Origin of the sequence: uncultured Amnibacterium sp., from assembly GCF_964245895.1 — a bacterium.
Lineage (GTDB): Bacteria > Actinomycetota > Actinomycetes > Actinomycetales > Microbacteriaceae > Amnibacterium.
On record NZ_CAXTOQ010000048.1, the window covers coordinates 1 to 21184 of the forward strand.

23 protein-coding genes are annotated in these 21184 nt (G+C 73.5%); 8 read left to right on the top strand and 15 right to left on the bottom strand.

What is annotated here, in order from left to right; translation table 11 throughout:
* The 4 genes from ACFE60_RS08780 to argC all read right to left on the bottom strand — a co-directional run.
* Positions 1-730 (bottom strand): aminotransferase class III-fold pyridoxal phosphate-dependent enzyme (locus tag ACFE60_RS08780; protein WP_375388472.1); only part of this gene is annotated, 730 nt, incomplete at its 3' end.
* The gene (gene argB / locus ACFE60_RS08785; protein WP_375388493.1) at positions 727-1611 is read right to left on the bottom strand and encodes an acetylglutamate kinase; all 885 of its coding nucleotides are present in this window, start codon (positions 1609-1611) and stop codon (positions 727-729) included. The genes ACFE60_RS08780 and argB, both read right to left, overlap by 4 nt.
* Positions 1612-1756: 145 nt before the next feature.
* Positions 1757-2908 (bottom strand): bifunctional glutamate N-acetyltransferase/amino-acid acetyltransferase ArgJ, encoded by a 1152-nt coding sequence (gene argJ / locus ACFE60_RS08790; RefSeq protein ID WP_375388473.1) that lies wholly within the window; start codon positions 2906-2908, stop codon positions 1757-1759.
* Positions 2905-3948 (bottom strand): N-acetyl-gamma-glutamyl-phosphate reductase, encoded by a 1044-nt coding sequence (argC, locus tag ACFE60_RS08795; RefSeq protein ID WP_375388474.1) that lies wholly within the window; start codon positions 3946-3948, stop codon positions 2905-2907. Before argC ends, argJ begins: the two co-directional genes overlap by 4 nt.
* A 79-nt stretch (positions 3949-4027) precedes the next feature.
* Between argC and ACFE60_RS08800 the strand changes: the two genes are divergently transcribed.
* Positions 4028-4507 (top strand): GNAT family N-acetyltransferase, encoded by a 480-nt coding sequence (locus tag ACFE60_RS08800; RefSeq protein WP_375388475.1) that lies wholly within the window; start codon positions 4028-4030, stop codon positions 4505-4507.
* A gap of 4 nt (positions 4508-4511) precedes the next feature.
* On the opposite strand, the gene pheT is transcribed toward ACFE60_RS08800, so the two are convergent.
* Both pheT and pheS read right to left on the bottom strand, forming a co-directional pair.
* Positions 4512-7031, bottom strand: a complete 2520-nt coding sequence (pheT, locus tag ACFE60_RS08805; protein ID WP_375388476.1) for a phenylalanine--tRNA ligase subunit beta — start codon at positions 7029-7031, stop codon at positions 4512-4514.
* Positions 7028-8071 (bottom strand): phenylalanine--tRNA ligase subunit alpha, encoded by a 1044-nt coding sequence (pheS, locus tag ACFE60_RS08810; protein ID WP_375388477.1) that lies wholly within the window; start codon positions 8069-8071, stop codon positions 7028-7030. Before pheS ends, pheT begins: the two co-directional genes overlap by 4 nt.
* Before the next feature lie 118 nt (positions 8072-8189).
* Between pheS and ACFE60_RS08815 the strand changes: the two genes are divergently transcribed.
* Together ACFE60_RS08815 and ACFE60_RS08820 are read left to right on the top strand one after the other, a co-directional pair.
* A complete protein-coding gene (locus ACFE60_RS08815) occupies positions 8190-8690 on the top strand; it encodes an SRPBCC family protein (RefSeq protein WP_375388478.1) in 501 nt (166 codons plus the stop codon).
* 24 nt (positions 8691-8714) lie between these two features.
* Entirely contained in the window at positions 8715-9566 is an 852-nt protein-coding gene (locus tag ACFE60_RS08820; protein WP_375388479.1) for an EamA family transporter, read from the top strand.
* Between the two features lie 4 nt (positions 9567-9570).
* Here the strand turns inward: ACFE60_RS08820 and ACFE60_RS08825 are convergent, their stop codons facing one another.
* From ACFE60_RS08825 to infC, 6 genes are all read right to left on the bottom strand, one after another.
* On the bottom strand, positions 9571-10800 hold the full coding sequence (locus tag ACFE60_RS08825; RefSeq protein WP_375388480.1) for an RNA polymerase sigma factor: 1230 nt from the start codon (positions 10798-10800) through the stop codon (positions 9571-9573).
* 4 nt (positions 10801-10804) lie between these two features.
* Positions 10805-11224, bottom strand: coding sequence for a YciI family protein (locus tag ACFE60_RS08830; RefSeq protein ID WP_375388481.1), 420 nt, complete (start codon positions 11222-11224; stop codon positions 10805-10807).
* Between the two features lie 143 nt (positions 11225-11367).
* Positions 11368-12156, bottom strand: a complete 789-nt coding sequence (locus ACFE60_RS08835; protein WP_375388482.1) for a TrmH family RNA methyltransferase — start codon at positions 12154-12156, stop codon at positions 11368-11370.
* A 66-nt stretch (positions 12157-12222) separates the two neighbouring features.
* Positions 12223-12609, bottom strand: a complete 387-nt coding sequence (gene rplT / locus ACFE60_RS08840) for a 50S ribosomal protein L20 (protein WP_375388483.1) — start codon at positions 12607-12609, stop codon at positions 12223-12225.
* A gap of 24 nt (positions 12610-12633) precedes the next feature.
* Positions 12634-12828, bottom strand: coding sequence for a 50S ribosomal protein L35 (gene rpmI / locus ACFE60_RS08845; RefSeq protein WP_375388484.1), 195 nt, complete (start codon positions 12826-12828; stop codon positions 12634-12636).
* Positions 12828-13454: a translation initiation factor IF-3 gene (infC, locus tag ACFE60_RS08850; protein ID WP_375388485.1), complete on the bottom strand. Its 627-nt coding sequence runs from the start codon at positions 13452-13454 to the stop codon at positions 12828-12830. Before infC ends, rpmI begins: the two co-directional genes overlap by 1 nt.
* 367 nt (positions 13455-13821) lie before the next feature.
* On the opposite strand from infC, the gene ACFE60_RS08855 reads away from it, so the two are divergent.
* Positions 13822-14145, top strand: a complete 324-nt coding sequence (locus tag ACFE60_RS08855; protein ID WP_375388494.1) for a DUF1844 domain-containing protein — start codon at positions 13822-13824, stop codon at positions 14143-14145.
* A gap of 118 nt (positions 14146-14263) precedes the next feature.
* Here the strand turns inward: ACFE60_RS08855 and ACFE60_RS08860 are convergent, their stop codons facing one another.
* Together ACFE60_RS08860 and ACFE60_RS08865 are read right to left on the bottom strand one after the other, a co-directional pair.
* A complete protein-coding gene (locus ACFE60_RS08860) occupies positions 14264-15100 on the bottom strand; it encodes a hypothetical protein (protein WP_375388486.1) in 837 nt (278 codons plus the stop codon).
* 183 nt (positions 15101-15283) lie between these two features.
* Complete coding sequence (locus ACFE60_RS08865; RefSeq protein ID WP_375388487.1) at positions 15284-16336, bottom strand: LLM class flavin-dependent oxidoreductase; 1053 nt, start codon at positions 16334-16336, stop codon at positions 15284-15286.
* A gap of 52 nt (positions 16337-16388) precedes the next feature.
* Between ACFE60_RS08865 and ACFE60_RS08870 the strand changes: the two genes are divergently transcribed.
* Together ACFE60_RS08870 and ACFE60_RS08875 are read left to right on the top strand one after the other, a co-directional pair.
* A complete protein-coding gene (locus ACFE60_RS08870; RefSeq protein ID WP_375388488.1) occupies positions 16389-16946 on the top strand; it encodes a dihydrofolate reductase family protein in 558 nt (185 codons plus the stop codon).
* Between the two features lie 10 nt (positions 16947-16956).
* The gene (locus ACFE60_RS08875; protein ID WP_375388489.1) at positions 16957-17613 is read left to right on the top strand and encodes a pentapeptide repeat-containing protein; all 657 of its coding nucleotides are present in this window, start codon (positions 16957-16959) and stop codon (positions 17611-17613) included.
* Between the two features lies 1 nt (position 17614).
* On the opposite strand, the gene ACFE60_RS08880 is transcribed toward ACFE60_RS08875, so the two are convergent.
* Complete coding sequence (locus ACFE60_RS08880) at positions 17615-18385, bottom strand: SDR family NAD(P)-dependent oxidoreductase (protein WP_375388490.1); 771 nt, start codon at positions 18383-18385, stop codon at positions 17615-17617.
* 71 nt (positions 18386-18456) lie between these two features.
* Here ACFE60_RS08880 and ACFE60_RS08885 point away from each other — a divergent pair, with 71 nt between their 5' ends.
* Complete coding sequence (locus ACFE60_RS08885) at positions 18457-20097, top strand: FAD-dependent oxidoreductase (RefSeq protein ID WP_375388491.1); 1641 nt, start codon at positions 18457-18459, stop codon at positions 20095-20097.
* Positions 20098-20205: 108 nt separating this feature from the next.
* The coding region (locus ACFE60_RS08890; RefSeq protein WP_375388492.1) for an MFS transporter at positions 20206-21184 on the top strand (979 nt) is incomplete at its 3' end.

The window sequence follows — 21184 nt, forward strand, 5'->3', positions numbered from 1 at the left end:
CAACCGGCACGACGCCGTCGTGCTGGTACGCGAACCAGGCGCCGGTGCGGCCGATGCCCGTCTGGATCTCGTCGACGACCAGCAGCGCGCCGTGGCGCTCCGTGATGCGCCGCGCGGCCGCGAGGTACCCCTCCGGCAGCGGCACGACGCCGGTCTCGCCCTTGATCGGCTCGACGATCAGCATCGCGACGTCGTCGCGCATCGCCTCCTCGAGCGCCTCGACCGTCGTGTCGATGTGCTCGACGCCGCCCGGCAGCGGGAGGAACGGCTGCTGCAGCGCCGGCTTGCCCGTGAGCGCGAGGGCACCCATCGTGCGGCCGTGGAAGGCGTTCCGCAGCGCCAGGATGCGCGGCCGCCCCGTGCGGCGGGCGAGCTTGAACGCGGCCTCGTTCGCCTCCGCGCCGGAGTTGCCGAAGTAGACGCGGCCCTCCTCCCCCGCGCCGGTGATGCGCTTCAGGGTCTCGGCGAGCTCGAGCTGGGAGGGGCTCGCGAAGTAGTTCGAGATGTGCGCCAGGCGCGCGATCTGCGCGGTGACCGCCTCCACCACGACGGGGTGCGCGTGCCCGAGCGAGTTCACGGCGATGCCGCCGAGGAAGTCGAGGTACTCGGTGCCCTCGTCGTCCCGGACCCAGCAGCCCTCGCCGTCCACCAGCAGGCGCAGCGGGGTCGCGTAGCTGCCCATCAGGTCGTGCGCGTAGCGCTGCCGCCAGTCCGTCGTCGTCGCCGTCATGCGGGGACCACCTCCGTGCCGATGCCGCTGCCCGTGAAGACCTCGAGCAGCACGGAGTGCGGGACGCGGCCGTCGATGACCGCCGCCTTCGGCACCCCGCCGACGACCGCCTCCAGGCACGCGGTCATCTTGGGGATCATGCCCGACTCCAGCGACGGCAGCATCGCCGTCAGCTCGCCGGTGGTGAGGGAGGAGACGAGGGAGTCGCGGTCCGGCCAGTCGGCGTACAGACCGGGCACGTCGGTGAGCACGACCAGCTTCTCGGCGCCGAGGGCGATCGCGAGCGCCGCGGCGGCGCTGTCCGCGTTGACGTTCAGGGACTCCCCCGGCCGGTCGAGATCCGGCGCGATCGTGGAGACGACGGGGATGCCGCCCGCGTCGAGCTGGGCGAGCACGGGCGTCGGGTCCACCGCCACCACGTCACCGACCTGGCCGAGATCGACGGCCTCGCCGTCGACGACCGTGCCGCGGCGCCGGCCGCCGAAGAGGCCGCCGTCCTCGCCGGAGATCGCGGTGGCGATCGGCCCGTGCAGGTTGATCGCGCCGACGAGGTCGCGGCCGACGACGCCGGTGAGGACCATGCGGACCACGTCCATCACCTCCGGCGTGGTGACGCGGTAGCCGCCGCGGAACTCGGTAGCGATGCCGAGCCGGCCCAGCATCGCCGAGATCTGGGGACCGCCGCCGTGCACGACGACGGGCCGGACCCCGACGGTGCGGAGGTAGACGACGTCCTCCGCGAACGCCGCCGTCAGCGCGTCGTCGACCATCGCGTTGCCGCCGAACTTGATGACGACGACCTTCCCGGCGAAGCGGGTGATCCAGGGCAGCGACTCGATGAGCACCGCCGCCTTGGCGGCCGCCTCCTCCGGCGTCGTCATCTGGACGGGCAGCGCGGTCACGACCGGTGTCCGCACGCTCGCGGATCCGGATTCCTGCCGCGGATCCGGATGGATCGCGCGACACCCCGTGGATGGAGGCGGGCGTGCGGCGTGTCGTCGAGCTGATCCGGATCCGCGAGAGGGATCACGAGGAGTAGGCGCTGTTCTCGTGCACGTAGTCGTGGGTGAGATCGTTCGTCCAGACCGTCGCCGCCGCGTCCCCGGCGTGGAGGTCGATCGTGACGGACACGGCCCGGTCGGTGAGGTCGACGAGCGCGCGCGGCTGGTCGGGCTGGCCGGCGCGGCAGACCTGCACGCCGTTCATGGCGACGTCGATGCCGAACGGGTCGAACTGCGCCGACGTCGTGCCGACGGCCGCGAGCACCCGGCCCCAGTTGGGGTCGTTGCCGAACACCGCCGCCTTGAACAGGTTGCTGCGGGCGACGGCCCTGGCGACCTCGACCGCCTCCTCCTCGCTGGCGGCGCGCCGCACCTCGATCGCGATGTCGTGCGCGGCGCCCTCCGCGTCGCCCTGCAGCTGCAGCGCGAGATCGAGGCACACCTCGGTGAGCAGCGCGGTGAAGGCTGCGAGCTCGGGCGCGACCCCGGAGGCGCCGGACGCCAGCAGCGTCACCTGGTCGTTGGTCGACATGCAGCCGTCGGAGTCGAGACGGTCGAAGGTGACCCGGGTAGCGGTGCGCAGCGCGGCGTCGAGCTCGAACGACTCGAGGTCCGCGTCGGTCGTGATCACCACGAGCATCGTGGCGAGGCCGGGGGCGAGCATCCCCGCGCCCTTCGCCATGCCGCCGACGGTCCAGCCGTCACCCCGGCGCACGGCCTGCTTCGGCCGGGTGTCCGTGGTCATGATCGCGCGCGCCGCGTCCGCCCCGCCCTCGGCGGAGAGCGACTCGGCGGCGCGGACGACACCGCCCACCACCTTCGTCGAGTCCAGCTGCTCGCCGATCAGCCCGGTGGAGCAGACGAGCACGTCGCCCGGTGACAGGTCGAGGACGCGCCCCGCCGCCTCCGCCGTCTCGTGCACGACCTGGAAGCCGAGCATGCCCGTGTAGCAGTTGGCGCCCCCGGAGTTCAGCACGATCGCGGAGACGACGCCGTCGGTGATGACCTGCTTGCTCCAGATGATCGGGTTCGCCGTGCACCGGTTGCTCGTGAACACCGCAGCCGCGGAGGCGGACGGCCCGCGGTTGACGACGAGCGCGAGGTCCGGGCCGTCGCCCGACCGCAGCCCCGCCTCCACGCCCGCCGCTTCGAACCCTGCTGCTGCGGTGACGCTCATGGTGCCGTTCCGTCGATGGGGAGGCCGGCCGACTCCGGCAGGCCGAGGGCCACGTTGGCCGACTGGACGGCGGCGCCCGCGGTGCCCTTCACCAGGTTGTCGAGCGCGGCGACGACGACCAGCCGGTTCGCCGCCGCGTCGAGCGCGAGGCCGAGCAGCAGCGTGTTCGCGCCGATCGTGTGCTCTACCGCGGGGAACCGGCCGGCGGGCAGGACGCGCACGAAGGGCTCGCCGCCGTAAGCCTCCTCGTACACCGCGCGGAGGCGACGCTCGGTCGCGTCCGGCGCGAGCGTCGCCGTGCAGGTCGCGAGGATGCCGCGCGCCATCGGCACGAGGACGGGGGTGAACGAGATCGAGCCGCGGACCCCGGTGACGAGCGCGAGGTTCTGCAGGATCTCCGGCGTGTGCCGGTGCGTGCCGCCGACGGCGTACGCGTGCGCGGACCCGAGCAGCTCGCTGGCGGAGAGGTCGGGCCGGCTCGACCGGCCCGCCCCCGACGGCCCGACCGCGAGCACGGCGACCAGGTCGTCCGGCTCCACCAGCCCCGCGGCGATCGCGGGCGCGAGCGCGAGGCTGACCGCGGAGGCGTTGCAGCCGGGCGCGGCGATGCGCTTCGTCGCGGCGAGCTCCGAGCGCACCGTGCCGCCGGCGGTCAGCAGCTCGGGGACGCCGTAGGTCCAGGCGCCGTGCCACTCCCCCGGGTAGAACGCGTGCCAGTCGTCCTCGCTGGTCAGGCGGTGGTCGGCGCCCGCGTCGACGACGAGCACGTCGTCGGGCAGCTGCGCGGCGAGCGCGCCCGACTCCCCATGGGGCAGCGCGAGGAACACGACGTCGTGCCCGGCGAGGACCTCGGCCGAGGTCTCCTGCAGCACCAGGTCGGCGGACGACCGGAGGTGCGGCTGCACGTCGCCGACGGTCCGGCCGACGCTCGAGCGCCCGGTCACGGTGACGACCTCGAGCTCGGGATGCGCGGCGAGGAGGCGCAGCAGCTCGCCACCCGCGTAGCCGCTCGCGCCGGCGACGGCGACCCGGGTACCCATCCCAGCACCCTATCGACGCGCCGCTCGGCGCCTCCGCGCTCACACGTCGGTCCCGCCCCGGCTGGAGCAGGCTGTGCGCATGAAGCCGGTCGAGATCCGGGCGCCGCGGTCCGAGGACATGCGCGCGCTCGCCCAGCTGAAGATCGAGTGGGCGATGATCGACCCGCCGCCGAACGGCGCGGCGGTGTGGAAGTTCGCGGACGACCTCGCCTCCTGGCTCGACCGGATGGGCGACCGGGTGATCTGTCGCGTCGCGGCGATCGGCGACGAGCTCGTCGGGATGACCTGGCTCGTCGTCTACGAACGCGTGCCGAACTTCGATGCGCGCAAGCGCAGGGCCGGCGACGTGCAGAGCACCTACGTCGTGCCGAGGCGGCGCGGGCGAGGCATCGGGACGGCGCTCGTGCGATCGGTCTGCGATGAGGCGGACCGGCGCGGGATCCCGCGCGTCACCGTCGCGTCGAGCGCGGCGGCGGTGCCCGTGTACGAGGCGGCCGGGTTCCAGCCCGCGGCGACCCTGCTGGACCGCCACCTGCCCGGCCCCGACCCGGTCGCCTGACCCGCTACTCGCGCAGGCGGGCGCCGGTGCGCACCGCCGCGATCGCGACGCCCGCCTCCTTCGCCGCGGTCGCCTCCGCGGCGGTGAGGGTGCGGTCGGGCGCTCGGAAGCGCAGCGCGAACGTCAGCGACTTCGCGCCGTCGGGGAGCCCGGCGCCGCGGTAGTCGTCCGTCAGCTCGATCGACTCGAGCAGCGCGCCCGCGCCGAGCACGACCGCGTCGCTCACGTCCGCCGCCGGCACGGCCGCGCCGACGACGAGCGAGAGGTCCTGCGTGGCCACCGGCATGCTCGAGATCGGGACGAACGGCGTGCTTTCGGCGGCGGCGAGCAGTGCGTCGACGTCGATCTCGACGGCCGCGACGCGCCCGGGCACGTCCTCGACCGAGCCCGGCAGCAGCTCCCCCACGATGCCGACGACGTGCTCGACGGCGCCCCCGGCCAGCACCTCCGCCGAGCGGGTCGGGTGGAACCCGGCGGGTCCGGCCTCCTGGCGGAAGCGCACCTCCACGCCGGCGGCCGCCCCGATGCGGACCGCGGCCTCGGTCGCGTCGCGCCAGTCGACCGGTTCGGCGAGCAGACCCGGCGCCTTCGCCACCCGGTCGCCGACCAGCACGACGGCGACGTGCGATGGCTGCGGCGGCAGGGCGGTGAGCATCCGGGTCAGCAGCTCGGGCGCAGGCCGGGCGCCGATCGGCGGCAGCTCGGCCGTGCCGTAGGTCGCGCCCTCCTGCGGCTGGAAGACCAGGCCGAGCTCGAACAGGGCCACGTCCGTCAGCCCCCTGGCACGGTTCCGGCGCGCGGCGTCGAGCAGACCCGGGATGAGCGAGCGGCGCAGCAGGGGCGCGGAGGCGTCCAGCGGGTTCGCGACCCGCATCGAGGCGCCCGGCGCGACCGCCTGCTGCTGCTGGTCGGACACGAGCGGGTAGGACTGCACCTCGACCGCGCCCGACGCGGCGAGCACCGTGCCGATGGAGCGGCGGAGGCGCTGCGAGCGCGTCAGCCCGCGCCCGGCCGGCGCGACGGGCAGCGTCGAGGGGATCCGGTCGTAGCCGACGATGCGGACGACCTCCTCCACGACGTCGGCGGACTCCAGCAGGTCGCGGCGCCAGGTCGGCGGCTGGACGAGGAAGCCCTGCTCGGCGACCTCCACCGCGCAGCCGAGGGCCTCGAGCGCCGCGACGGTCTCCGCCTCCGTGACCTCGGCCCCGGTGCGGCGCAGCACGGCACCCGGCGGCAGCAGCACGGCGGCGGGCGACTCGGCGACGTCGAACCACGTCTGCCCGGACTCGGCGACACCGCCCGCCAGCTCGACGAGCAGGTCGACGGCGCGCTGCGCCGCGGCGCGGGCGATCGCGGGGTCGACGCCGCGCTCGAAGCGGCGGCTCGCCTCCGACGGCAGCCTGTGGCGTCGCGCGGTGCGGCCGATGGAGACCGGGTCGAAGTTCGCGGCCTCGATCACGACGTCCGTCGTCGTGGACGACAGCTCGGTCGTCGCGCCGCCCATCACGCCGGCCAGGCCGATCGCCCGGCCGTCGCCGCCCGTGATGACGAGGTCCTCGGGGTGGAGGGTCCGCTGCTGCCCGTCGAGCGTCGTGAGCGGCTCGCCGGGTCGCGCGCGGCGGACGCCGAGCCCGGCGGGGAGGCGGGCGAGGTCGTAGCCGTGGAGGGGCTGGCCGAGCTCGAGCATCACGTAGTTCGTGATGTCGACGGCGAGGGAGATGGAGCGCACGCCGGCGAGGCCGAGGCGGCTCGCCATCCAGCGCGGCGTCCGCGCGGCGGGGTCGATGCCCCGGACGACGCGGGTGACGAAGACCGAGCAGCCGGTGCGGCCGCGGATCGGTGCGGCGTCCTCCACGGTCACGGGGACGCTGCCGTCCTCGGTCGTCGCCGGCGGCGTGACGGCGAGCGCCGGGTCGCGGAACGCCGATCCGGTGGAGGCGCCGTACTCGCGCGCGATGCCGCGGATGGACAGCGCGTAGCCGCGGTCCGGGGTGACGTTGATCTCGACGGCGGCGTCGTCGAGCCCGAGGAGCGCGATCGCGTCGGTGCCGACCTCGGGATCGAGGCCGATCTCGGTGAGCCGGAGGATGCCATCGTGCTCGTCGGAGAGGCCGAGCTCGCGGGAGGACGCGATCATGCCGTCGGACACGTGCCCGTAGGTCTTCCGGGCGGCGATCGGGAACGGCCCGGGCAGCACGGTGCCCGGCAGGGTGACGACGACCTTGTCGCCGACGAGGAAGTTCCCCGCGCCGCAGACGACGCCGCGCACCGCCTCCCCGCCGTCGGCCGCCCGCTGCCCCTCCGGCGCCACCCGCACCGAGCACCAGCGGATCGTCCTGCCGTTCCGCTGCGGCTCGGGAGTGAAGTCGAGCACCTCGGCCACGACGACGGGGCCGGAGATCTCGCCGCCGTGGACGGTCTCCTCCTCGAAGCCGACGCGGACGAGCGCGGCGTGCAGCGCCTCCGGGGAGGTGCCGGCGGGGAGGTCGGCGTACTCCGCCAGCCAGGAGATGGGGATCCTCAAGAGCGGCCCACCAGGCCCCACTGCCGGGCGAACCGGACGTCGCCCTCGATCATGTCGCGCATGTCGTTCAGGTCCTCCGCGAACTGGAGCGTCCGCTCGACGCCGAGGCCGAACGCGAAGCCCTGGAACTCCTCCGGGTCGACGCCCGCCGCGCGCAGCACGTTCGGGTGGACCATGCCGCACCCGCCCCACTCGATCCAGCGGGCGCCGCCCTTCGCGTTCGGCTGCCACACGTCCATCTCGGCCGACGGCTCCGTGAACGGGAAGAAGTTCGGCCGCAGCCGGATGCGGGCGGCCTCGCCGAACATGCGCCTGGCCACGTGCTCGAGCGTGCCGCGGAGGTGCGCCATGGTGAGCCCGCGGTCGATCGCGAGGCCCTCGAACTGGTTGAAGACGGGCAGGTGCGTCGCGTCGATCTCGTCGGTCCGGTACACGCGGCCGGGGCCGAGCACGTACAGGGGCGCGCCTCGCTCGATGAGCGAGCGCACCTGCACCGGCGAGGTCTGCGTCCGCATCACGAGGTGGGCGCCGAGCGGCTCGACGAACAGGGTGTCCTGGGGGCTGCGCGCCGGGTGGTCCGGGTCGATGTTCAGCGCGTCGAAGTTGAACCACTCGTGCTCGAGCTCGGGTCCCTCCGCGACCTCCCAGCCCATCGCGACGAAGACGTCCTCGACGGTCTCGCGGACGATCGTCAGCGGGTGGCGGGCGCCGGGCCGGCGGCGGGCGGGTGCGGCGGTCATGTCGACGCGCTCGACCTCGAGCAGCGCGACCTGCTCGGCCTGCGCGAGCACCGCCTCCCGCGCGGCGACCGCGGCGTTCACCCGGCCGCGAGCCTGGCCGACCAGCTTCCCTGCACCCGGCTTCTCGGCGGGAGGCAGGTCGCGGATGGTGGCGTTCAGTCGCGCGAGGGACGACGCCTCCCCCGTGTGGGCGATGCGCGCGGCCTTCAGCGCGGCGGTGTCGGCGGCGCCGTCGATCGCGGCGAGCGCCGCATCGACGGCGGCGGTCACCGACTTCTCGGTGAGCTGGGCGTCTGGCACGATCCACGATCCTACGGATCGGCCGGAACGGTCGGCTCCTCGGCGCCGGACACCCTCGGAGCCCCCAATGCGGGGGCTGCACACCATCCGCGCACCCCTCGGCTGCGAACCTTCCCACATGCTGATCAGCCGCCCGCACGTCGGCCCGTCCGCGACCGCGTTCGCGCGCACCGCGCTGCCGCCTGAGGTCGCGCTCGAGCGGATGGCCGAGTACCCGCTGCCCGCGATGTTCACGAAGGGCCTGATCTTCCCGGCCGTCACGCACGTCGAGGGGCAGGAGGGCCGCTGGGACCGGGTGGGCGCCTCGCGCCTGATCCACCTCGGCGACGGCGGCACGGTCACCGAGACGCTCGTCGAGCGGGTGCCCGGATCGTCGTTCGCGTACGAGCTGACGCGCTTCACCGACGTCTTCCGGCACCTCGTCGTCGGTGTGCGGGGCGAGTGGTCCGTCGCGCCCGACGGGGACGGCTCGCTGATCCGCTGGACGTGGGAGTTCGCGCCGCTGCCGTTCCGCCGGGCGCTGATGACCCACGTCGTGGCGCACCTGTGGCGGCACTACGCGCAGGCGATCCTCGAGCCGGCCGTGCGGGACGCGTCGAGGGAGCCCGTCGCCCGCTGACCGGATCCGGTTGACTGATCGGCCGTGACCGTCGTCGTCCTGGGGCTGATCTCCTCGCTCCTGTACGGCGTCTCCGACTTCTTCGGCGCGGTCGCGTCGCGCTCCCGCCCGGCCGCGGACGTCGCGCTGGGCGCGCTCGTCGTCGCGACCGCGGCGGTGCTGCCGGCCCTCGCGCTGGTCGACTCGGTCTGGAGCGTGGAGGCGGTCGTGCTCGGCGCGGTCGCCGGCGCCGCCGCGGGCCTCGGCGTGATGCTGCTGTACGCCGCGCTCGCCGCGGGGCCCGTCGGGTTCGTCTCCCCGGTGGTCGCGCTGATGAGCGCCGTGCTGCCCGCCCTCGTCGGCTTCGCGACCGGGGAGCGCACCACCGCCTGGGCCCTGGCCGCCCTCGCCGCGATCGTGGTCGGCGGGGTGCTGATCGGCCTCGAGCCCGAGGCGAGCCTCCGCCCGCGGCCCCGGACGGTGGTGCTGACGCTGGTGACCGGGCTCGTCTACGCCGCCTACTTCGTCTGCATCGACGCGACGCCGCCCGACTCCGGCGCGGTGCCGATGCTGTCCGACTCGGTCGCGGCGGTCGTCGCCGTCGGCGTGGTCGTGCTGCTGCGCCGGAGGCGGGCCGCGGGTGCGGCGCGCCTCTCGCGGCGCGAGGTCGCGCTGATCGTCGCGGCCGGCCTGACGCAGGGCGTCGCCACGATCCTGCTGATCACCGCGCTGCACCTGCCGGGGCTCGCGATCGTCGCGGCGCTGTCCGCCCTCTACCCGGTCACGACGGTCGGGCTGGCGGTGGTCGTGCTGCACGAGCGCATCCGCCTGCAGCACGTCGCGGGGCTGGCCGTCGCGGTGCTCGGCGTCGCCGGGCTGGCGCTCGCGCGCGGCTGATCGCTCAGTCCCGCCCCGACGCCGCCTTCGCCATCAGCACCGCTCGGGTGCGGTCGTTCGCGGCGAGCGCCGCGGCCTCGGCGAACGCCGTGCGCGCCTCCGCCTCCCTGCCGAGCCGGGCGAGCAGCTCGCCCCGTACGCTCGGGAGCAGGTGGCTGCCCGCGAGCGCGCCGTCGGCGAGCAGGCCGTCCACGATCGCGAGCCCGGCCACCGGCCCCGTCGCCATGGCGACGGCGACGGCCCGGTTCAGCTCGACGACGGGGTTCGGGCGCAGCCGCCCGAGGGCCGCGTACAGGTCGACGATCGCGTCCCAGTCCGTCGCGGCGACGGAGGGGGCGATGGCGTGCTGCTCGGCGATCGCCGCCTGCAGCGCGTACGGTCCGCGGCCGCGCGCGAGGTCGTCCGCGCGGCGCAGCGCGGTGCGGCCGCGGCCGATCTGCGCGCGGTCCCAGCGGGCGCGGTCCTGGTCCTCGAGCAGCACGGGCTCGCCGTCCGGGCCGCGGCGGGACGCGAACCGCGACGCCTGCAGCTCCATCAGCGCGACGAGACCGAGCGCCTCCGCCTCCCGCGGCAGCAGCCGGGCGAGGATCCGGCCGAGCCGCAGCGCCTCCGCGGCGAGGTCCGGCCGCATCCACTCCGTGCCGCTGGTCGCCGCGTACCCCTCCGTGAAGACCAGGTAGACGACGCCGAGCGCGCCGCCGAGCCGCTCGCCCCACTCCGCCGGGTCGGGCGCCTCGAACGGCACGCCCGCGGCGGCGAGCGCCTTCTTCGCGCGGGTGATCCGCGCCTGCACGGTCGGCACGGGGACCAGCAGCAGCCGGGCGATCTCCTCCGTCGTGAGGCCGCTGACGACGCGCAGCGTCAGCGCGACCTGCGACTCGCGCGACAGCACCGGGTGGCACGCGGTCAGGACGAGGCGCAGCACGTCGTCGGCGATCGGCTGCCAGTCGGCGTCCGTCGTCGCCGAGAGGTCGTGCGCGATCGCGCGGTACCGGTCGTCCAGCCGCTCGCGGCGGCGCCAGCCGTCGATCGCCCGGCGCTTCGCGACCGCGGTCAGCCAGGCGCCAGGGTTCCTCGGCACGCCCGCCTGCGGCCACTGCTCGAGCGCCTCCACGAGGGCCTCCTGAGCGAGGTCCTCCGCGAGGCCGAGGTCGCCCGTCACGCGCGCGAGCGTCGCGACGATGCGCGCGCCCTCGATGCGCCAGACGGCCTCGGCCTGCGCCGCGGAGCTCATGCGCTCACGCGCGCTCATCCGCGCGCCACTGGCGCTCCTTCTGCAGGTACTCGTTGTCCTCGTGGCCGGCGAAATCGCTCTCGTCGGTCACGCGGCGCACCTCGATCTTGTTGCCCTGCGAGAGCGGCGCGCGCTTCGCCCACTCGACCGCCTCCTCCTTCGTCGCCGCCTGGATCGTCCAGAATCCGTTGAACAGCTCGTGGGCCTCCCCGTAGGGGCCGTCGGTGACGATCGGGGCCTCGCCGGTGAACTCGACGACGGCGCCCTGCGCCGCGTCCGCGAGGCCGTCGCCTGCCAGCAGCACGCCCACCTCGATCATCGCCTCGTTGTACTTCCCCATCGCCGTGATCACGGCGTCGAAGTCCATGTCCTCGAACCGCTCCGTCGACCCGCTGTTCCGCATGATCAGCATGTACTTCGCCATGGTGTCCTCCCGGACCTCGCTCGAGCCGCCGTGTGCGCCTCCTTGCCTACACGTCGAACGGGGACGCGGGGAATCGACTTCGCCCTCCGAGGTTCTTCCGTGGATCCGGGGAGGTGCGCAGATCCCCGGATCCAGGCACACCCTCAGGGGCGGTGGGCGAACGCGGAGGCGTAGAGGCAGACCGCCGCGGCCGCCGCGAGGTTGAGCGACTCCGCGGCGCCGTAGATCGGCACGGCGACGGAGCGGTCGGCGAGCGCCTTCGCGGTGGCGGAGAGCCCGTGCGCCTCGTTGCCGAACAGCCACGCGGTCGGCCCGGACAGGTCGGTCGCCGGCAGCGGCTCCCCGTGCATGTCCGCGGCCAGCAGCGCGAGGCCGGCGCCGCGGATCTCGGCGGCCGCGGCCTCGAGCGTCACGCCGGTGACGACCGACAGGTGGAACAGCGACCCGGTCGTCGCGCGGACCACCTTCGGGTTGTACGGGTCGACGGAGGAGCCGGTGAGGATCACGACGTCGGCGCCCGCCGCGTCGGCGGCCCGGATGACCGCGCCGGCGTTGCCCGGGTCGCGGACCTCGTCCAGCACCGCGACGAGGCGGGTGCCCTCCGGCAGCGCCTCACGCAGCTTCGTCGGGGTCTGGTGCGCGACCGCGAGCACCCCCTGCGGCGTGCGGGTGTCGGCCATCGCCGCCAGGACCGCGTCGGTCACGAACTCGACGTCGATGCCGGCGGCGGTCGCCGCCTCGGCCAGCCCGGGGTGCCGTCCGAAGCCGTCGGAGGTGAAGTACAGCTCCTCGACGGTCCCGGGAGCGTGCGCGACCAGCTCGCGGACGACCTGCGGCCCCTCCATGAGGGCGAGGCCGGTCTCCTCCCGCTCGGGTCGCTGCTTGAGCCGGGCGACCCGCTTGACGGCGGGGTTCTTCGTGGACTCGATCACGGTGCTCCTGGATGCAGAACGGGCCCGGTCTCGCGACCGGGCCCGTTCGAGGTGGTGTGCGGCGGCTCAGGCCGTCGCGGCCGGCGCCGACGTGTCGGCCGGGAGGGCCGCCTTCGCCGTGGCGACGAGGCCCGCGAACGTCGCGGGCTCGTTGATCGCGAGCTCCGAGAGGATGCGGCGGTCGACCTCGACACCGGCGAGCCCGAGGCCCTGGATGAACCGGTTGTACGTCATGCCGTTCGCGCGGGACGCGGCGTTGATCCGCTGGATCCAGAGGCGGCGGAAGTCGCCCTTCTTCTGGCGGCGGTCGCGGTACGCGTAGACGAGGGAGTGGGTGACCTGCTCCTTCGCCTTCCGGTACAGGCGGGACCGCTGACCGCGGTAGCCCTCGGCGCGCTCGAGGACGACCCGACGCTTCTTGTGCGCATTGACGGCGCGCTTGACCCTGGCCATGTCTGTCTCCTACTCGTACAGGGCCTAGCGGCCGAGCATCTTCCTGATCTGCTTGGCCTGGGGAGCGGCCACCTCGGACTCGCCGGTGAGGCGGCGGGTGAGCCGGCTCGGCTTCTTCTCCTGGTTGTGGCGCATGCCGGCCTGCGCCTTCATGACCTTGCCGGTGCCGGTGATCTTGAACCGCTTCTTGGCACCGGAGTGCGTCTTCTGCTTCGGCATCACTGCTCCTGGGATGTCGGGGCGTCGCCCGCACCGGTGGGTGCGGGGGTGTTCTGGTTCCGGGCGGCGGCGCGCTTGGCGTTCTGCTCCGCCTTCGCGTCGACCTTGCTCTTCACGGGGCCGATCACCATGACCATGTTGCGGCCGTCGATCATCGGGCTGGACTCGACGTTGCCGAACTCGCGGACGTCCTCCGCGAACCGCGCCAGCAGGCGCACGCCCTGGTCGGGACGCGACTGCTCGCGGCCGCGGAAGAGGATCATGGCCTTGACCTTGTCGCCGTCCTTGAGGAAGCCCTCGGCGCGCTTGCGCTTGGTCTCGTAGTCGTGCGAATCGATCTTCAGGCGGAAGCGGACCTCCTTGAGGACCGTGTTCGCCTGGTTGCGGCGGGCCTCCTTGGCCTTCTGCGCCGTCTCGTACTTGAACTTCCCGTAGTCCATGATCTTGACCACCGGGGGACGGGAGTTCGGCGCGACCTCGACGAGGTCGAGGTCCGCCTCACGGGCCAGCCGAAGGGCGGTCTCGATGGGGACGACGCCGACCTGCTCGCCGGCGGGACCGACGAGTCGGACCTCCGGAACACGGATCTTGTCGTTGGTACGGGGATCGCTGATGCGTTGCTCCAAACAGTCGGTCGAACGGGTGGCGCGCGGGATGCGCGCCGCCCCATGGGTTCGTCCGGCGGCACGGGCAGAAGGATTCCGTCGAGCACGCCCGGCAGCGCCGGTCGTGCACTCAGCACGACACCCCGATCGCTCCGTGAGGAGGGGGGTGCTTCGACCTCGCAGCCCTTCGGTGAAGGCGGGCTGGAGGTGGGATCGCTCCACTTGACACACCGGGTCGAGCCCGGAACCGAAGCATCGTACCAGGTCGCGCGGGACGGACGCCCTGGCCGTCTGCGCCGCTCCAGGCTGCGGGCAGAATCGACGCGTGACCGACTACCGCTTCGAGGACGCCCCCGGCGAGGCCGAGGCCGTCGACTCCGTCGACGAGCTGGCCGACGCGACCCGCGACATCGCCGACGTGCCCGCGATCGAGGTGATCGGCGCCGCAGCGGTGCACCTGATGAGCGCGGCCGCCGTGAAGTGCGGCCTGGCCGATGACCCCGACTCGCAGCGGGACCTCGACGAGGCGCGGAAGCTGATCACGGCGCTCGCCGGGCTGATCACGGCGGCCGCGCCGGACCTGAGCGACAGCCACGCCCGGCCGCTGCGCGACGGCCTCCGCACCCTGCAGCTCGCCTTCCGGGAGGCGTCGACCGTGCCCGACCCGATCGGTAGGGGCCCTGGCGAGAAGTGGACCGGCCCGGTCACCTGAGCCACGCCGGCCGGGAGCTTCTCTGCGCTCGCACCTCGACAGGCGGAGTGCGCGACTCGCGTGTGCGGCCCACGGACATGTGAGCGGGCATCGGCCCGCTCACGTGTCCGTCAGCCACTCAGACGCCGACCGGCTCTCGGTCCGACGGCTCGTCGTCGAGGATCGAGTCGGTGGAATCGTCGATGGGGTCCCCCGTCGGTGCGGCGGCGACCGGACGCGCCATCTCCAATTCCGCCAGATGCTTCTTCAGACGCTTCGCCATCGGGAGGAACGTCGCCAGAGTCAAGCCGCCGGAGAGCACCGCTCCGGCGATGGGCACGAACTTCGCAACACCCTTGGCGAACGTGTCCTTGGTCAGCTTCACACCGAGGTAGCCCATGACCTTCTTTACCACTGGATAGATCACACCGTGGGTGAGCGCCCTCTTCGGCAACTGGAGCGCCACCTGCTCACCGACCAGGACGGCGACCTTGTTGACTCCCTCGATGGCCGCGCCCGCGCCGAACATGACGCCGATGAACAGAACGAGCACGTTCTGCGTCGCGTCATCCGGCTCGTCCTCCGCGTCACCGAACAACTCGGGCCAGCTGTAGAGGTAGGCGAGCTTCTGCGAGATCCGCAACATGTGCGCGACCGATTGAGCGAGGTCCGCCGGCACGGTGCCGATCATCGCGAAACCTCCCGGCAGGCCGGCAGCTGCAGCGAGCGCAGCGACCTTCGTCGTCTCCAGTGCGATCGATGCTTCCGCGGCTTTGTCCAGCACCTTGAGCGAGATGCCGGCGGCAGCGGGGGAATCCGCCACGGCATTCGCGATCTGCTCAGCGGAGCAGTGAGGCTTGAGTGCCTTCCGGAGGTACGCATCGCGGTGGATGCGTACGCCTGGGAGACGGGCAGCGTGCCCGAGCACGGCAGCGAATCGGGATTCGGAGTTCTCGAGAGTCTTGGGGGTCGACATGGTGTGTGACGGTATGTCGGCCGACCCGAATCGCTGTTCCTCGCGCCCGCGTGCCGCTAGATGGATGGTTCGAGACCATTAGCCGATCAGGTGGCGCTCCGTCCACGACCATGGAGCGGACGGCGACCTCCCCGGGTCCAGACACTCGACGCACCGGCAGCTCAGATGCGACGCCCCTCCGCCTCAGGGCGTCGGCTGGAGGCGCCGGTCGGCCGGCGGCACCCACCCGATGGCCGGGGCGATGTGCTTCGCGACGGTCTCGAGCAGCCGCGCGTTGTACTCGACGCCCAGCTGGTTCGGGATCGTGAGCAGCAGGGTGTCGGCGGCCTGCACCGCGGCGTCCTGCGCCAGCTGCTCCGCGAGCCGGTCCGGCTCCCCCGCGTAGGTCCGCCCGAAGCGCGCGCTGCCGCCGTCGAGGTGGCCGATCTGGTCCTCGGAGTCCTCGTCGCCGCCGAAGTACATCCGGTCGACGTCGGTCGTGATGGGCATCACGCTGCGGCTGACCGAGACGCGGGGCGTCCAGTCGTGGCCGGCCGCCTTCCAGGCGTCGCGGTAGACCTGGATCTGCTCGGCCTGCAGCTCGTCGAACGGCACCCCGGTGTCCTCGGTGAGCAGCGTCGACGACTGCAGGTTGAGCCCCTGCTCGGCGACCCAGGTCGCCGTCGCGCGGGTGCCGCTGCCCCACCAGATCCGGCGGGCGAGGCCGGGTGACTGCGGCTGGACGGCGAGCCCCTGCGAGGTGCCGGTCATCCGCGGGTCCGAGGCGACGACGGCCGCGCCGTCGATCGCGGCCAGGAACAGCTCGAGCTTGTGGCGCGCGAGGTCCGCGTCGGTCATCCCCTCCGGCGGCACGAAGCCGAAGGCGTGCGCGCCGTTCAGCGCCGTCTCGGGCGAGCCCCGGCTCACGCCCAGCTGCAGCCGGCCGCCGGAGATCTGGTCGGCGACGCCCGCCTCCTCCGCCATGTACAGCGGGTTCTCGTACCGCATGTCGATCACGCCGGTGCCGAGCTCGATGCGGCTGGTGCGCGCCGCCATCGCGGCGAGCAGGGGGAACGGCGCCGACAGCTGCGGCGCGAAGTGGTGCACCCGGATGGAGGCGTTGTCGATGCCGATCTCCTCGGCGGCGACCGCGAGCTCGATCGTCTGCAGCAGGGTGTCGGCCGCCCGCGGGGTGCTGGATCCGCGGACCGCGCCCCAGTGGCCGAACGACAGGAAGCCGATGCGCTTCGTAGACATGTCAACCATCTTACGCCTTGCCGCGGCGTCGTGCAGCGGGCAGGGTCGCGGCATGGCGACGCTCACCGCGTTCTTCACCTGCTCCCTCGACCTGCGCATCACGGACGCGTCCGGCGGGTTCGACTGGGCCGAGCCGCCCGACGACGTGCACGCCTTCGTGAACGACCGCACCCGCCCCGTCGGCACCTACCTGTACGGCCGGCGCATGTGGGAGACCATGCGGTTCTGGGAGACCATGCCGGTCGAGGACGGCGTGATGGGCGACTTCGGCGCGCTCTGGCGGGAGGCCGACAAGGTCGTGTACTCGCGCACCCTCGACGCGGCCGGCACCGCCCGCACCCGGATCGAGCGCCGGTTCGACGCCGCGGACGTCCGCTCGCTGAAGGACGCCGCGACCGCGCCACTCACCGTCGGCGGCGCGGAGCTGGCGGGCGAGGCGCTGATCGCCGGCGTCGTCGACGAGCTCGAGCTGCTGGTCGTGCCGGTGATCGTCGGCGAGGGGCCGCGCGCCCTCCCGGACGGTCTCGGCACGGTGCTCGAGCTGCTCGAGCAGCGCGCCTTCCCTGCGGGCTGGATGCACCTCCGCTACGCCGTCCGTGGAGCCGTCTAACCTCGCGCGGGTGCCCAAGCGCGACGCGACCAGCCCGAGGATCGACCCCGTCGTCCTCCCCTCCCTCCTCTATGGGGAGGCAGGCGCGCTGCGTCCAGACGGCCGCGTCGACGGGCTGCGGTTCACCGGCGTCGACGCCTCCGGGGCCGACCTCGCGGGCGCGGTGATCGACGAGTGCCTGCTCGAGACGGTGCGGCTCGACGACGCGGCGCTGGACGGCGCGCGCATCGTGGACAGCGTGCTCGACGGCGTGACCGCGACGCGCCTCCGAGGCGCTCGGCTCGCCCTCCGCGACGTGCGGCTGGAGGGCTGCCGCATCGGCGCGGCCGAGTGGTTCGAGGCGCAGCTGGACCGGGTCGACCTGGTCGGCTGCCGCATCGACTACCTCGCGCTGACCGACGCGCGGCTGCAGGACGTGCGCTTCACCGACTGCACGATCGGCGACCTCGACCTGCGCGGCGCGACCGTGCGCCGCACCGCGTTCGCGGGGTCGAAGGTGCGCGAGCTGTCCGTGCAGGACGCGCGGATCGAGCAGCTGGACCTGCGCGGCGCCGATCTCGACGGGATCGACGGGCTGCGCAGCCTCGCGGGCGCGACGATCTCGACGGATCAGCTGCCGCGGTTCGCTCCGCTGCTGGCGGCGGCGCTCGGCATCCTCGTCGAGTGAGTCAGCGCGGCTGCCCCGTGGAGGCGGACGTGCCGCCGTCGACGGTCAGCACCGAGCCGGTGATGTACGCGGCGTCGTCGCTCGCGAGGAACAGCACGGCAGGCGCCATGTCGGCGGGCCGGCCGGGCCGACCGAGCGCGATCCGGTCGACGAACGGCGCGATGGCGGCCTCGTCCTCGTCCATCGCCTCCGTCATCTCCGTCAGCGTGAACGACGGGGCGATCGCGTTGACGCGCACGCCGCGGTCGCCGTAGTCGAGGGCGAGGGAGCGCACGAACCCGACCACCGCGTGCTTCGTCGCGTTGTAGGCCGCCTGGCCCCAGTCGCCGTGCAGCCCGGAGACGCTCGCGACCGCGACGAGGTTGCCCCGCGACGCGACGAGATGCGGGAGCGCCGCCTGAGCCAGGTGGAGGAAGCCGTCGACGTTCGTGCGGCGCAGCTGCTCCCAGTCGTGCACGGACAGGTCGGCGAGGTCGCCGGAGGCGTACCCGGCGGCGTTGCTCACCACGACGTCGAGCCCACCGAACGCGGACACGGTCTCGTCCACGACCCGCCGGGCGTCGGCCGCGAGCCCGACGTCGCCGACCGCGGCGAGCGCCGTCCCCTCCGGTGCGCCGTGGACGAGCCGGCGCAGCGGCGCCTCCCGCCTGCCGCTCACCGCCACCCGCGCTCCGTTGTCGAGGAACGCCCGGGCGATCGCCGCCCCGATGCCGCTGCCACCCCCGGTGACCAGCACCGACCTCCCCTCCACCCCGTACCGATTGACCGTCATACCGCGATCCTCCTCGGGCGCGCCCGAGCGGCCGCTCCATCGGGGAGGCTTGCCGGGACGGAGGGAGCGCCATGCGCGTCGTGATCGTGGGCGGGGTGGCCGCGGGGATGTCGGCGGCGACGAGGCTCAGGCGGCTCGACGAGCACGCCGAGATCGTCGTGCTGGAAGCCGGCGGGCAGGTGTCTTTCGCGAACTGCGGGCTGCCCTACCACGTCGGCGGCGTCATCCAGGAGCGATCGGCGCTGCTGCGGAGCGCGGACGCGCTCGCCCGGCGCTTCCGGCTCGACATCCGCGTCGAGCACGACGTCGTGGCGATCGACCGCGGCGCGAAGCGGGTCACGGTGCGGGCAGCCGGCGGCGCCGAGCAGCACGAGTCCTACGACGTCCTCGTGCTCGCGCAGGGCGCGAGCGTCTCCGCGCTCCCGTCCGACGGCTCCATCCCGGTGCACGGGCTGCGAACGATCGACGACATGGACGCGATCGTCGCGGCCATCGACTCCGGCGCCCGCAGGGCGGTCGTCGCGGGCGGCGGCTACATCGGGCTCGAGACGGCGGAGAACCTGGTCCGGCGCGGCCTCGACGTCGTGGTCGTGGCTCGGGGCGACCAGGTGCTGCGCACCCTCGACGCGGAGATGGCCGCTCCGGTCCACGACGAGCTGCGTCGCAACGGCGTCGAGCTGCGCTTCGGCAGCGCCGTGGTCGGCGTCGTCGGCGGCAGCGCGGTGCTCGAGGACGGCGACCGCGTGCGCGCGGACCTCGTGATCGAGGCGACCGGTGTCGCGCCGGAGGCGCGGCTCGCCGAGGCAGCCGGGCTGGCGATCGGGCCGTCCGGGGGCATCGCGGTGGACGCGCACCACCGGACCAGCGACCCCGACGTGCTCGCGGCCGGTGACGCCGCCGAGAAGCGGGACGTCGTGGACGGCGGCGCCGTGCTGGTCGCGCTCGCGGGGCTCGCGAACCGGCACGGGCGCGCGGTCGCGGACGTGATCGCGGGGACGCCGGTCGACGCCTCCCCCGCGCTCGGCACCGCGATCGTGCAGGTCTTCTCCCTCGCGGTGGGCACCCTCGGCTGGACCGAGCAGCGCCTCCGCGCGGCGGGGCGGGCGCACAGGGTGCTGCACACGCACCCGCAGCAGCACGCCGGGTACTACCCGGGCGCCGCGGTCCTCGCGATCAAGCTGCTCGTCGACGCGGACACGGACCTGGTGCTCGGCGCGCAGCTCGTCGGGCCTGACGGGGTGGACAAGCGCACGGACGTGCTCGCGACGGCGATCGCCGGCGGCATCACCGCCTCCGCCCTCTCCCGGCTCGAGCTGGCGTACGCCCCGCAGTTCGGCTCGGCGAAGGACCCCGTCAACCTGGCCGGCTACGTGGCCGAGAACCTGGCGTCCGGCGCCGCGACGACCGTGCAGTGGCACGAGCTGCCGCAGCTGCAGGCCGCCGGATGGACGCTCGTCGACGTCCGGGACCCCGACGAGTTCGCGGCCGGTGCGATCCCGGGAGCGGTGAACGTGCCGCTCGACGAGCTGCGGGACCGCCACGCCGAGCTGCCCGCCGAGCGCGTCGTGGTGCACTGCGAGGTCGGGCAGCGCGGGTCCACCGCCGCCCGCCTGCTCGCGCAGCTCGGTCACGAGGTGGCGAACCTCGACGGCGGCTACCGCACCTGGAGCGACGGGGAGGCGACCCGTCAGCACGCGACGGACAGCGCCTGAGCGGCATGCCCTGACGGGGAATGCTGGGCGACCTCATATGCTTATCCTCTGGTAAGCAATTCCCCCGGCCACCGCCGTCCGGTCACGTCACCGATCCGCCGGAGTCCCATGAGCACCACCGCACCCGCCCGCAGGGGCATGTTCGACAAGGACCACCCGCACTACAAGTGGGTGGCGCTCAGCAACACGACGCTCGGCATGCTGATGGCGACCATCAACTCGTCGATCGTCCTCATCTCGCTGCCCGCGATCTTCAACGGCATCAAGCTGGACGCGCTCGACTCCGGCAACACCAGCTACCTGCTCTGGATGCTGATGGGCTTCATGCTCGTCACCGCGGTGCTCGTCGTCGGATTCGGCCGCCTCGGGGACATGTACGGCCGGGTGAGGATCTACAACGCCGGCTTCGTGCTCTTCACGATCGGCGCGATCGCCCTCTCTTTGGACCCGTTCATGGAAGGGGCCGGCGCGCTCTGGCTGATCCTCTGGCGCGTGTTCCAGGGCATCGGGGCCGCGATGCTGTTCGCGAACTCGACCGCGATCCTCACCGACGCGTTCCCGGCGGAGCGGCGCGGCATGGCGCTCGGCATCAACCAGATCGCGGCGATCGCCGGCTCGTTCATCGGGCTGATCCTCGGCGGCCTGCTCGCCGTCATCGACTGGCGCGCGGTGTTCATCGTCTCCGTGCCGCTCGGCATCATCGGCACGATCTGGTCCTTCAAATCCCTGCACGAGGTCGGCGACCGGAACCCCGGCTCGCTCGACATCCCGGGCAACGTGCTCTTCCTGCTCGGCCTCACCTCCCTGCTCACCGGCATCACGTACGGCATCCAGCCCTACGGCGGCGCGGCCACCGGCTGGCTGAACCCGTGGGTGCTCGGCAGCATCGTCGGCGGCATCGTGCTGCTCGGCGTCTTCGTCGCGGTCGAACTGCGCAGCCGGGCGCCGATGTTCCAGCTGCGGCTGTTCCGGTCCCGCCCGTTCGCCATGGCGAACCTGGCCGGGATCCTCGCGGCGATCGGCCGCGGCGGGCTGCAGTTCATGCTGATCATCTGGCTGCAGGGCATCTGGCTGCCGCTGCACGGGT